Below are 13,151 nucleotides of genomic sequence, written 5' to 3' on the forward strand. Positions count from 1 at the left end.
GTGAGGCGGGTGGTGGCTTCTCCCCGGACACCGCGAAACTGGTTGCTTCCCAGCTTAATGAAGGCGCGCAGCGCATGGATCGCCCCCGGGTGGGTGATTTGGTTCGCTTTGAACCGCACGAACAGAACAATGCCAAGTCCATGCCCTTCTCTGGTCGTGTCGTCGATGCTCTGGATACCAACACCGGTGATGTCCGTTATCACCTGCGGGCGGAGACGGGGCCAGACCAGGGCATTGAAGCGCGGTTCTATGGTCGGGACGGACAGTTTCGCGAGATCGCTATGGATCAGGCGGTAGGGTTTGACCGTGCTTTGGCTCCGGAACCTGAGAAAACCCAAGGATTCCATGTGGGGGATTTCGTGACTACGCACGAAAACCATTTTGGTGCCGACTGGAACACTCATTCGATTCTGGTGGGCCTGGATGACCAACAGGTTAAATTACAGAACCTGTATCGGTCCGGTCAGGAGTGGAAGGTTTCTCCCGGCATACAGACTATGTCACCTGAGCGATTTAAGCAGACCGTCCGTCATCAGGTCAGTGGTGTGGTGCCTCCGGAAATAGCCTCTGCCGAAAATGGCGGACATTCCATTGCCCGAAGAGACCGTATTGAAAAAGCCGTCAATGCCTTCCACGCGGAGTACAACCTGAACTACGGGAAAACCCCGCCGACACCCGAAAGAGTGCCGGATACGGTCCGCCATTTTCTGGGTGATCGGCAGGCTCTGGCGACCGATCAATTGCTTCGTGATAAAGAAGGAAAAGCCTTTTATGCAGACAAAATGCAGGAACTGAACAATATCATCATGGACATGCCACAGTCTTATGAAACGGACGGCAAATCCGATGCGGAAAAGGTGGCGGCCTTGCGTTACTTTGGCCCTGGCAATGCCCAGTTTTTCATTATTGAGAAGGACCGTGGTGACCCTGAAAATGAAGGATCTGGCTTCCCGCGTCAAAAGCAGGCTTTTGGCCTGGCGGATTTGGGGGAAGGGGCGCCTGAAATGGGGTACATCAGCATTGAGGAAATCACCCGGGCAGGCGCTGAACTGGATTACCACTTTACGCCGCGAAACCTGCTGGAAATCAAACAGGAAAAATATCCTGAATTGATGTCACTCAAGGATCGCGCAGAGATGTCCCCTGCGTTTGTTGCGAAACATCTTGCACCTCCTCACGAAAGCTTGTCCGTCTTCGCCTCTGCAAGTGGCCAGGATCTTCTGGGGCGGGTCGTACTTTCTGATTATGGCCCGGACGCCAAAGGCAACATGGGCATACAATGCGATACGACCTATGTGCGTTTTTCTCCCGAAATCAACGAGAAAGGGGAATCGGTTTTTGTGGCGCGTGACAGGGCCAACCCTGCAGGGAAAGCCCATTATTTCGAGGCCGTGCTACGCAATGTTGAAAAAGATGATGGCACGCATTTTCTGAGCTTGAATTACTTTGAGAAGCGTAACAGTGAAGAAAGGATGCGGCTGCTAACCGCCTTGAGCCTCAAACCGAATGAGGCGATGAAAGAAGTGGGTTTTGATGACCCGGCGGCCAAGATGGTCAAGAACTATCTGGGACTGGATATGGGTGCAGAAGCCAACAAGGACATAGCCCCGGATACGGGATTAAAAACCGACAAGGAATCCGCGCTGGAAAGTGTTCGTGATTTTTACGAATACCTGCCCGACCGTGTGCAGGATTTGATGGATGCCATCAAAGATCGTCATGAGGAGCTCTCCCCTGCTGATTTTGAGGGACAACGGAAAGTCCGTGCAGATTTTCAGGCGGGCGTAGATGACGTGCTGGGCATCATTCGTGAAGGGCCGGACAGAGGAGCCAATAAAAACTGGCTGACGTTGGAAAAGGCGGGTTTTACGCCGGATGAAATCAGCAAAATGCCACTGATGGATGACGTACAAAATGCCACTCGCCGGCATGGTCAGAATCTCTCTGCTTTTTCCAAGGAACTTGACAACCAATTCACCGAAAACCTGAAAGCGCATGGCAAGGAACTCCTGAAAAATCCCGACAACTTGAGCAAATCGGAGATGGGCCAGGCCGTTTTCTGGAAGCATGGTATTCAGGTGGAAGGCACGGATAACCTGATGCTGAACCGGTTCATCGACGCGGTGGACAACAAAGATTTGCCCAAACTGTTGTCTTCCATTGGACACAACAGCATGAATCCGGCCAGTCAGGAAATTTTTGAACGGATGACGGGAGAAACCTTGGGCAAGACTCAAAAGGCCAGGGTGGAAACGCTGGAAAAATGGGCGGGTTCAGAAGTCGTGCAGTCCATGAAATCAGAACAAGCTGAAAAAGCGGCTGCACGGGCTATCGAGAAGCCCTTAAAAAATCTGCAAAACCGCTATGACGACCTGAAAAACCTGCACATCCGGACGCGGAATGGGCAGGGTCAGGAAGTGGTGCTGAATGGGCATGAATATCTGTCCAGCAGTGCTGAAATGGGTTTCAAAGATACCTTTTCCAGGAAAAAGGGGGCGGTCCTTGAGTACGGTTTACTGAATAAGGAAGAAGGCATTTACCGCACGGTGAAAGACACACGGCTTACGCAGTTTATCAAAGCCGCGCGGGACGTGGACTCCGAGGGCCAATGGCTTCCCGCACTGGAAAAGGCAGGCATTGTTTTGCTTTCCGAAGTGGGGATAAACAAAGGCAAGGAACCGGGACAGAAAGCCACATCTCCAGATCCCGAGACCATCAAGCAACCCGAGCCGAGCCCTCTTCCACAAGAGGATAAAGACCCGCCAAAGATCAGCCGGTACACGGGCATACTGAAGTCCTACGATGCGGATAAAGGCACGCTGGTCCTGCAGCAGGGGAATTATAGTTATCCCTATGATGCAGCGACCAGGCTGGATGTAAAACCCGGTCAGCGGGTGCAGATTGATGTGTTGAAAGACGGAGAAAAAACCCGGGTTATTGGTGCGCGTGTCAGGGCACCGGAACAGCAGCGCGAACCGGAGCGGAAGAAAGAGGGTTTGGAAATCTGACGCGTCTGATTTCTCTCCCATCGGCCCGGCTTTGTCCGGGCTTTGGAGGTGGGTTTGCAAAGCTTGAATCGCAGTCTGTGCAGTGTGAAGATATACCACGAATCATACAGTAAGGAATGATTGATGCTGATGCGACAGGATGCTAAAAGCCTTGATTTGGGGCGTGCAATTTATCATAAGCTGCACGCATCGGCGGATTGTCATGATCTTCTAAAAGAAGCCCGTGATTGGGCTGTGCGATTTTCGCAGCAACGCCCAGAGGACATCTGGCTGGCTGAGTGGGTTAAACATCTCAACGCTGCCCTTTCCTCAGAAAAGGGACGTAATGACTTGTATGATCTGCTACTTTCTCCTGAGCAGCACGCTATTGACATGCGCAGCAGTTCTCCGTTTTCTCATGTGCTGACAACCAAGGAACGAACCACGGTTTTATTGGCTTTTGAAGCCCAATGGCGAAAAGGGATCTGGCATGACGGAAGAGCAGCTTGAACATTTGATTCGCGCATCGGGGGCCATACTGGGTGAGGATGCGGTAGTCGTTATTGGGAGCCAGTCTATTCTTCCCTGGTTGAGAAAATTCTCCGGACATCCACCCAGAGCGTGGCCTGGGGTTTTCACGTTATCTACCGAAGCCGACATTATTCCAATAGATAATGATGAGCATAAATCCGATCTCATTGACGGATCTTTGGGGGAAGACTCCTACTTTCATAATTCCTATGGATACTATGCTCAGGGTGTATCTATGGAAACTGCGAAGGCCCCGGAAGGCTGGCTTTCGCGGTGTTATTCACTCGTCAATACCAATACGCATCAAGTCGTCGGGCACTGCATGCACCCGGCTGACCTGTTTATTGCTAAATCCATAGCGGGTCGTCCAAAAGATGGACCATTTCTGGATGCGATGATTACCACAGGGTTGGTCAACGAAAAAACGGTTTTGCATCTTCTAAGAAAGGTTCCAGAGATCAGTGTGGAGGAACAAAACGTGCTTAAAAGCAATGTGATCGCTCGGTTTCAAAGGACGAATGGACCGGATATTGATCCTCAATGCGAAAGCCCTGAGCAGAAAACCATACGATACACCGGTCTGTTGAAGTCCTACGATGCGGAAAAAGGCACGCTGGTCCTGCAGCAGCGAAATTATAGTTATCCCTTCAAGGTCGAGACCAGGCTGGATGTAAAACCCGGACAGTGGGTGCAGATTGATGTGTTGAAAGACGGCGAAAAGAACCGGGTTATCGGAGCGTGTGTCCGGTCACCGGAACAGCATCCTGAACCAGGACGTAAAAAAGGGGATTTGGAAATCTGACCCGTCTGATTTCTCCCCTTTTGCCCGGCTTTGTCCGGGCTTTGGAGGGAAATAGGCAAGGCTGCAATATCATAATAATTTTGACTTTTTTACTATTAACCCTTTAGAATAAGTCATCATATGTTTCAGCTAATGGCTTCTTCGACCTTGCTGGGGATTTCGCATAATGGATGAAAATTTTACGATAAATCAAAGGCAAGTTGGAAAACGAAGTAGCACCTGGATACCGGCAAAGACGGCAAGCGACTTTGCTGCGAATCTCATAAAAGCGGATCGACTACAACAGGAATCGGCGAAGCTTTGCCCGTTTATTAGAAAACCCTATGAGGATGGGGAGCCAAGAGTAAAACGATTCAGAACGTTAGAAGAGATGAATGCAGACCAGGAAAAGGCTAAAGCCGAGTTTATGGCTTGGCTTCATCTACCGGCGGTGTTTTGATGGAACCTGAACAGGAGTCCTCAAGGTCTGCCACTAAAGCGGACATGCTTCAGATCATAGATGCTTTAGAAACTCGTGGGGTGGATTATATTTTGATTGGTGGACACGCCCTTCAATTGCATGGATATATGCGAGCCACTGAAGACGTAGACTTTTTGTTGCCGTTAGATGAGATCAATGGTAGCAAGGTTATTGATGCGCTTTCTATACTCCCCGACCGAGCTTCACTGGAAATGGAATCATCATGGTTCGCAGAGGGAGAAAATATTCGTGTTAATGATGAAATAATTGTGGACTTACTGTTTGTGGCAGCTAATGGCGAAACTTACGAAAGTCTTTCCGGTCATATCATAGACGTAGAGATAGACGGGCACGCCATTAAAACGCTTGATCTTGAGGGATTACTCAAAACAAAAGTCAGCACGAGAGAAAAAGACATTGCTGATTACCGTGTGCTTGCATTAGCGATCCGTGAGATAAATAGAACCAAAGCACTTGATGCAGACTCCTCCTCTGTTAATGAAGCGGGCAAGTCTTTGCCAGTCCATCATTATACGGGTCTGTTGAAGTCCTACGATGCGGATAAAGGCACGCTGGTCCTGCAGCAGGGGAATTATAGTTATCCCTATGATGCAGCGACCAGGCTGGATGTAAAACCCGGCCAGCGGGTGCAGATTGACGTATTGAAAGATGGAGAAAAGAACCGGGTTATCGGAGCGCGTGTCCCGTCACAGGAACAGCATCCTGAACCAGGACGTAAAAAAGGGGATTTGGAAATCTGACCCGTCTGATTTCTCCCCTTTTGCCCGGCTTTGTCCGGGCTTTTTCTTGCGGTTACCCATGTCATAACGTGTGCTAACTGATCTGAAAACGGTTACTCAACCATCTTCAGGCTATACCATAAACGTCGGTGCTATACCCATGCGTACCCGGGAAGTTTACGGGGTTATTCAGCATGAGGAACGAACCATGGCACAGCACCACACTGGATTGATGAACTACCACACTATCGCGGATGCCTTTCTGCCCGTGAATGACGACGCAACAAAGAAGGCGATGGGCGAAGCGAAAGAAGCTATTGGCGATGCCGAATGGAAAAAGGGTTTTAGCAATGAAAAGCGGGATCAGATACGCGCCATTCTCAAAGAAAATGGCGTAAGTTATGACACTAAGGTCAGCGGAAAACTGATGGGCGTAGATCACGCGGCAACCAAGGACAATGAAGGCAATACTTACAATAAGCTGCGCGTGTTTTTGGAAGGCGAACAGGGCAAAACGATTCTGTCTCTCGACATGAATCAGGACTTCACACAACGGCTGATTCCAAAGCTGGACACGGCAACGCAGGAACATGCTGGTAAGGATGTGACCGTGATCGCTTTTGCCAAAGAGGAACTGGGAACAGATGGGAAGATGCATGGACAGTATGCCGCCAGCCTGAAAGACCAGGATGGACAGGAAATCAAAGCGCCGGATGTACATCGGGAAAAAACTGCTGAAATTGCAGCCAATGTAAAAACCCAGTACCCAGATAATAAGAAAGCCCAAAAATTCAATAGGGACGATGCCCGCGAAAAGTATTTCACAGAAGTCACCGAAGGGCTCCACAACCGGATGGTTGAACAAGGCATTGCCCCAACCCAGGCCGAAAAGAAAGGCCCACTCCCAGGACATGAAGCGAATCTGCTATCAGCAGAACGAGGAGCAAACGATGAGGAAAAATGGTACTCGTTGAGGGTATATCCAGACAAGGAAGGCAATCTACTGGCGACATTAACAGCACAAGAAGACAAAAATCTGATTTCCAGGCAATCTAAGCTGGAAGTCAAAGATGGGAAAGATGGCGGATTGGTAATACGCGGTGATGGTTTTGGTGCCAAGATAGGTGAAGACCGCCAGGTGCAGTTCTTTGAAGGCAAGAACAAGACGCCGATACAAGGAAAAAGCAAAAACACCGCACTTTTGCACCCAGCTAAAGGCACGGACATTACCAGCCCCGGCATGAAGAACCTTCAAAAAATCCTGGATACCCGCTTGGGCCAGGGCAAGGACCGCAACGTCGGCAAGGAAGTTTAAGGTATGGGCACAAAGAACCGGGAACAGGCGCGTAAAATACGCCTGAGCCCGGAACTTCTGTGTCGAAATGGTCGTGTTGTGGACCCGCACGACCATCATTACCTGTCCTATATCGAGCGCTTTAACCGTGCGCTTGATCGTCGGGATTCTAAATTCCTGGAAAAAGTATTGGCCGACCCTACCCATGAAACGGAACGGCATATTGTTGCTGCCGTATTGGGTCTGAAAATCGATCCGGATCAACCGATAGAACCCGAATACTTGCATAAGTGGGCACGGGAAAACACCTTGTCATTGTAAGGGGAAAAACCATGAGTATGGCAACAGATATTACCGTATGGGCGGAAAGTGCCCTGCAAACTGATAAAAAGCATCAACGGGAGTTGACGCGCATTTTGCAGCAAATCCATGCGTTTCCGGATCCATCGGGTCTTCCGGTAGGAACGACGCAACGCCTGTTGGCGGAAAAAAGAATCCAGCGTCTTGCCGCACAAGCGGAGTCCCTGGGTTTTGAAACAACAGGGAAAGCTATCCGTAAGGAGTTGGGCAAAGAACTGGCATTACATAGTCTGGGTCTGTGAGGGGGATTTATGTTGGGATGGCTTAAACGGGATCGACAGAACAGTGGGCAAGACAATGCATTATTGTGGATTTCTACCAATGAAAAGGATTGGCAGAAGGTAGACGATAGCCTGGGTGCAGGAGAATACAAGAACGCCATTGATCGGCTTTTACGCGAAAGCGATACCGATGTTGTGCATTTGTTTTCTTCCTATCCGGACAACCTGGAATCTGTAAAAGCGGCATTGGACTATATCGGGAATATCTGTGGGGTTCTGGTGGTGGCAAAACAGCTACCGGAATCACTGGTCGCCGAAAAAATGGGTGTAGACGTGGAATTCTACCGGGAATGCCTACAGGACCCTGATGGTCCCGTATGGGAAGTGGGGTAATGTTCGTTCGCTCTCCGGATGGCGGGTATGACTTCGGATATTTACCGAAGGGCGCCGCAAAAATCATCAGTCGTCAGGCGGGGCCTATTCGACTAAGAGAGAGCGATCTACAGCATATTGAACAACGGCATGGAGATCAGATCCGCCAAGGCGGGTTTGAATCCGTAGAGGCATTTGTTGCCTCAGTAGTCCAGAAATACAACAAAATCTATCAGGCGGGTTCAGGTGCTTTGACCCTACGTGTGCATGGTATGGATCGAGACAGATTCGCCATGATCCGCCTGGAACCAGGCATTCCGGACATAGAAAACGCTGAAGACTATTATGCGGTGAAGACAGCTTCATTGTGTAGAAAAGAATACCTTCAGGAGAAGAAACCACTCTTGGAGCTGGACGGGCCCATCCAGTCTTCTTTTGAGAACCCCTTCAACCCAGGGACAAAAGTGGTTACTTCTCCTTCGGAAAATCAGCTTCACAGTGAAGACACCGTTCATGCTAGTTCAGAAGCGACGAGGGAAACTGTGAACGATAAAACCCCTCTTGTCAACAAACATATAGCACAGAATACCAAACCTCAGAGATATCCCTGGGGAGATTTTCCAGATGTGCTGCGCAATGGAGATCTGGGTACGTTAAAACGTGAACCAGAGTATTTGGCTGCAAAAGCGGGTGATGATGAAGCTGCTTTTGATCTGGCGAAGCGGCTGATTCGGCCAGAATTTGTGGACGCCATCCGCAAAATGGGCTCACAGCATGCACATCCGGTTTTGTTGCCTGTCCTGGCCGAAGAGTCCGTTGGAAATAATAGAATTCCTCTTGCATTTGCTAAAAATTTGGTGCACCAACTTGATTGGGAGACAGAAACGAATGTCCTTCAGGTCACCCGTTCGTATCGAACAGGATCTGGTGCAGATCATCGCCTGGTTATTCACTCGGAATTTGACGGTGCGATAAACCGCAACGCGGGATACATCCTGCTGGACGACACCTTGACCATGGGCGGTACTTTGGCATCCTTGCGCGGCTATATTCAGTCACACGAGGGGACAGTTCTGGGTGCCGCAGTCGGCGTCGCCCACGAAGGCGCATTACACTTGCCCATTCGGGGGTCCATGCTACAATCCATATTCACAAAACATGGACAGCAAGCAACGCAAGCCTTTGCAAAGGAGCAATGGGGTTATGGCATCGAATGTCTCACACAAGCCGAAGCCGGACACATCCGCAAAGCCGTATCGCTTGACGCCCTCCGAGATCGATTCGCTCAGGCGAGAAATGAAGGCATCCAGCGCGTGGATGGAACAAGAATTGAATCGACTCTATCCGAATCGGATCAGAACACACAAAGACTGACCACACCTGATCGTCCTACCCAGTATCACCACCCTCCTCCTCTGCCTGAAACCGCAATGAAAGACAATCGGTTTATGGGCTTTGTGAAAAGATATGGAGATAGCGTGATGGAAACTTACAAATCCAGAAAATATCAGGTGGAAGACCTGGGTGATGAGGGGCTGAAGGTACGGGTTTTAATGCCAAATGTGGAACCTGAGCAATTGCCAACTACGGATATACCGCAAGGTGAGCGGGCGGAAACCATTCGCCAGGAAATTGCCGGGACCAACATGAAGGACCCCATGCATAAATCGGCCATGGACAAGATGTTGTCCAACGCTCTGGAACAGCAGGAAAAGTTCAACGATCTGGCTGCCAATCTGAATTCACCGGTATTTGAACCGCGTGATGTAGAAAGAACGAATGTCGGGAATGACATGACACCTGAACCGCACTGGCTGGACAAGGAAGTCGAAGCACAGCAGCAGGTGTGGGCGGGGCGGGGCATGAGTTCAGACAAAGCTGCGGAATTGCAGGAAATGGCGGATCGTGAAGGGCTGGAATTTGCAGACGTGAAAAAGACCGCCCCTGAACAGGGGAAAGAGCAAGGTCTGGATACCGTTGAACGTCCGAACTATCGGCCTTTTGCTGCGCATGGCGCGGACAAGCTACCAGAAGGTTTTAGCTCTGAGGTGCGCGTTGCAGCACTGGTTGTGCGCGAGGGAGCCCGTATGACACCGGAAACGCCCATGGAGGGCGATGATTTCAAAGGTTGGCAGGTCAACCGCATATTCAAACAGGATCACGCCTTGTTTAGGGATGGCGGCAATCGAGTGATGGTTGAAACTTTGAACTTTGCTACGCAGGAAGAAGCCATAGCTGCCGCAAAAAAGATGGAGAAAGAACCGGCGGATCTGAAAACGTTGTATGAAGCTAGAGCACGTTCAGGAGCAATTGAGCCGGACCGATTCGATTTCATGACAGGCGTGATTGCTGAGAAACAGCAGGAAGAAGAACAGCCTGCCAGGACCCTGCAGCCCGACAAGACGTTAGAGCCTGAAGCCCGGGAAGTTGCTGCAAAACCGATCGAGAAAGCGACAGAACCCGATAAATCCAGGGAACCTGAAAAAACCCCACAGGTAGAATCTGCAGGAGATATTGCAGAAGACATGAAGAAGATGGCGGACCGTCCCATTCAGGCCGAACCACTTTTTCCTCAGCCAGAAGCGTCACCCAGCCCTGAAACGTCGCGGGAACAGGCCCCCTCACCGGAGACCCGTCCCCCGTTTGCCCGCAAGCAGCGGCCCGAAGTGCTGATGGCCGATCAACGTGGTAAACCATTGATCTATGATCATGGGGACAAAATCACCATAACCCGAAGAGCGATAATCGGCCTGGGTTCTGCCGCCCGTGAGCGTCGCGAAGCGGTGACGGAAAAATCCTTGTTGGAGGCGCGTGCTCGGTTTGGCGAGCCGGTGCGATTTGAAGGCTCCCCGGCTTTCCAGATGCAGACCATTGCGATGGCTGTGAAACACGGCATTGAACTGGAGCCTGCTACCACCTTGGGTAAAAAACTCTATGAAAAGGCACTGGAAGTAGATCAGTCAAAAAATCGACTGGGGCCGTCGGAAAAAACCATGAACCGTCCACGGGAACGAGCGAAATCTCCCTCCAAGGGGATGGAACTTTAATCATGGTGTTTTCCGAAAACATCAGCTCGTCCTGCAGGGCTTACAGCCCGTAAGGCATGCCGCCTGCAAGGCTTACAGCCCGTAAGTCATGTTCATTCTTCTCGTGCTATACCAAATAGATTTTTCTTTTGCTGAGGTGGTAAATGTCCGAATCGTCCGATCAGAGTACAGACACTGTCCTGCCGGACGATTCCGCCATGGAACTGGATGATCTGGAAAAAATGGTTGAGCAGGAGCTCCAAAATCCTGTTCCGATACCGGTGGCGCCAAGGACGCCGAAGCCGCGTGCAGAATCCTCCCGAAAAAAAGCACCCAAACCAACAGTAAGTGATCCGGCACCTTCCGAATCGGAACCAGGCGATGAATCTGCAGTTTCAAAGGACCCCATTGCACCCTTCCCTTCTGAATGGCTTGCCCCTGTATTGGATAAAATCACAGATCTCTCTGATCAGATGGATGCGTTGCGCGAAGATGTAAACATCCTGATTGATAACAGTCTTACAGACGGCAGCCTTGCAGGCGGCAGTCTTGCAGGCGGCAATCCATTAAACGAGGTTGTAGAGGATGAATTATCGGATGGAGAGGACCGGACAGAGAAAAGTGATGGCCCAGTCAGAATTGCCCTGGAAGGGACAGCAAGCCAGTCTACTTCTGCATCCGGACATAACCCGTCACCCGCCCCGCCCGTGGTGGTACTTCCGCCCATCGATGCGGATGAACTGATGAATGCCGTGACCGAAAAACTGTTTGCCACGGTGAAGGATGAAATAGCATCCCGTAGCCAGGACCATACGCCCCATTTGTGGGCTTTTTTGGCGGGCATCATCCCATTGGTATTAGGTATGGCTCTGGGTGCCATTATCTCCACGGGCAGGTTCCCTGCCTGGGATCCCAATGGGGGACTGACTTCTGCATTCTTGAATGCACCCGTCGGTATTTTGCTTTTTCCAGTGGCTGGTATTGGCGTTTTACTTTATGCCCGTGAGGTCAAGAAAGAAAAACCACGAAAGGCCCTCAACTTGTTGGCGGGGATCCTGATTGTGGGTGGATTATTGCTGCCATTCATAGGTCATTTTCTGTGAAGCCGTTATCTTCTGTTGAGACGATGGAAGATCGCATTGAAGCGATCAAGAGAATCAGTCCCGGGAAAGCGCCGAGTGGCCGGAATCGGGCTTCAGCAGCGGTGGTCCATAACCGGGTACAGCGTGCCCGTCACCCGGGTGGTTTCAAGGCACCAAAATTACGTTCCCTATTACCCCGCTTTGGCGTAACCATGCCGCATCGCCCCGCGACCAGAGGCCCTGCATTGCGAGCGGCAGCACGTCGCTGCACGGTCAAGGTGAATTACACCAAGAATCGCAAACCAGACCAATGGGAAGCCCACGGTCGATATCTTGAACGGGAAGAGGTTCAGAAAACAGAAAATGGTGAAAAAATCCAAGCCCATGGGTTTGATGCAGAAACCGACATGGTGTCGATGCCCGCTACACTGAATCACTGGCAGATTGCGGATGATCCCCATCTGTTCAAAGTCATTCTGGCACCGGAAGATCCCATAGATGCGGCGTCATTAAGGTCATATACCCGCGATTTTATGCGGCGGATGAGCAGTGAGATGGGCAAGGATCTGGAATGGGCCGCGATTGATCACCACAATACCAGTCACCCCCATGTGCATTTATTGATTCGCGGGAAAAATAATCTGCAAATCGAACCAGATATGATTCGTCGTGGAATGCGGGCGATATCGTCCGATATTCTGACGGAGAAAATGGGATACCGCACAGAAATGGATGTGCTGCGTGCGCGGGAACTGGAAATTACCGCGAGACGATTCACGCAACTGGATCGGGATATTCAGTCTCGTGCAAAAAGAGATGCTGACACGGGTTATGTGTATGTGCAAGAACCCATGGTAGCCGAAGGAACTCCCAAGGAAATGATGGAGAGACGCCTTCGACAATGCCGATTGGAAGCGCTGACGCAGATCGGCGTTGCCGACAAGGTGGCTCCTGTTGTCTGGCGCCTGGAACCCGGATGGGACAAAGCGTTAAAAGAGCTCCAAATCCTGCAAACGCGCTCGAAGATGCTCTCTGAAGCTCGGGCGCTGATGACAGAACCCCGTTGCGTGCCCCAGGTCACGAAACTGCATGCCGGAGAACGCCTGGTGGGCCGGATTCTCGGGACGGTGTTAAACAGCGTGCAAAAGTTGCCAGAATTGGGTGGAAAACAGCGTGTAAATTGACCACCTGATATCCTGCCGGATTTGCCGGGAGGAAACTGGAGTGATTTGCATGGAAACCATAGCCAAAGTGCGCCGTCTGTATCATCTGGACA

11 protein-coding genes and 1 pseudogene are annotated in these 13,151 nt (G+C 50.8%); all 12 read left to right on the forward strand.

Annotated elements, in window-relative coordinates; genetic code table 11:
* Nucleotides 1-3,008, forward strand: a pseudogene (locus BLW97_RS19920) (DUF2958 domain-containing protein); the annotation flags it as partial.
* A 123-nt stretch (nt 3,009-3,131) separates the two neighbouring features.
* Nucleotides 3,132-3,497, forward strand: a complete 366-nt coding sequence (locus BLW97_RS03000; RefSeq protein ID WP_242947666.1) for a hypothetical protein — start codon at nt 3,132-3,134, stop codon at nt 3,495-3,497.
* Complete coding sequence (locus BLW97_RS03005; RefSeq protein ID WP_207650542.1) at nt 3,478-4,320, forward strand: hypothetical protein; 843 nt, start codon at nt 3,478-3,480, stop codon at nt 4,318-4,320. The genes BLW97_RS03000 and BLW97_RS03005 overlap by 20 nt, the downstream gene beginning before the upstream one ends.
* A gap of 166 nt (nt 4,321-4,486) precedes the next feature.
* Nucleotides 4,487-4,759, forward strand: coding sequence for a hypothetical protein (locus BLW97_RS03010; RefSeq protein ID WP_075322261.1), 273 nt, complete (start codon nt 4,487-4,489; stop codon nt 4,757-4,759).
* Entirely contained in the window at nt 4,759-5,541 is a 783-nt protein-coding gene (locus BLW97_RS03015) for a nucleotidyltransferase (RefSeq protein ID WP_143214828.1), read from the forward strand. The genes BLW97_RS03010 and BLW97_RS03015 overlap by 1 nt, the downstream gene beginning before the upstream one ends.
* A 187-nt stretch (nt 5,542-5,728) precedes the next feature.
* Nucleotides 5,729-6,835 (forward strand): hypothetical protein, encoded by a 1,107-nt coding sequence (locus BLW97_RS03020; RefSeq protein WP_075322263.1) that lies wholly within the window; start codon nt 5,729-5,731, stop codon nt 6,833-6,835.
* A gap of 3 nt (nt 6,836-6,838) precedes the next feature.
* Entirely contained in the window at nt 6,839-7,135 is a 297-nt protein-coding gene (locus BLW97_RS03025; protein ID WP_075322264.1) for a hypothetical protein, read from the forward strand.
* Nucleotides 7,136-7,146: 11 nt separating this feature from the next.
* Nucleotides 7,147-7,416: a hypothetical protein gene (locus tag BLW97_RS03030; protein ID WP_075322265.1), complete on the forward strand. Its 270-nt coding sequence runs from the start codon at nt 7,147-7,149 to the stop codon at nt 7,414-7,416.
* 9 nt (nt 7,417-7,425) lie between these two features.
* Nucleotides 7,426-7,788, forward strand: coding sequence for a hypothetical protein (locus BLW97_RS03035; protein WP_075322266.1), 363 nt, complete (start codon nt 7,426-7,428; stop codon nt 7,786-7,788).
* On the forward strand, nt 7,788-10,814 hold the full coding sequence (locus BLW97_RS03040; protein ID WP_075322267.1) for an LPD7 domain-containing protein: 3,027 nt from the start codon (nt 7,788-7,790) through the stop codon (nt 10,812-10,814). Before BLW97_RS03035 ends, BLW97_RS03040 begins: the two co-directional genes overlap by 1 nt.
* Nucleotides 10,815-10,957: 143 nt before the next feature.
* Nucleotides 10,958-11,896, forward strand: coding sequence for a hypothetical protein (locus BLW97_RS03045; RefSeq protein ID WP_075322268.1), 939 nt, complete (start codon nt 10,958-10,960; stop codon nt 11,894-11,896).
* 23 nt (nt 11,897-11,919) lie between these two features.
* Nucleotides 11,920-13,059 carry a relaxase/mobilization nuclease domain-containing protein gene (locus tag BLW97_RS03050; protein WP_075322269.1) on the forward strand — a complete coding sequence of 380 codons (1,140 nt, stop codon included), beginning with the start codon at nt 11,920-11,922 and terminating at the stop codon, nt 13,057-13,059.
* The last annotated feature ends 92 nt before the right edge of the window (nt 13,060-13,151 follow it).

Origin of the sequence: Acidithiobacillus albertensis (assembly GCF_001931655.1) — a bacterium.
In the GTDB taxonomy this organism is placed as follows: domain Bacteria; phylum Pseudomonadota; class Gammaproteobacteria; order Acidithiobacillales; family Acidithiobacillaceae; genus Acidithiobacillus; species Acidithiobacillus thiooxidans.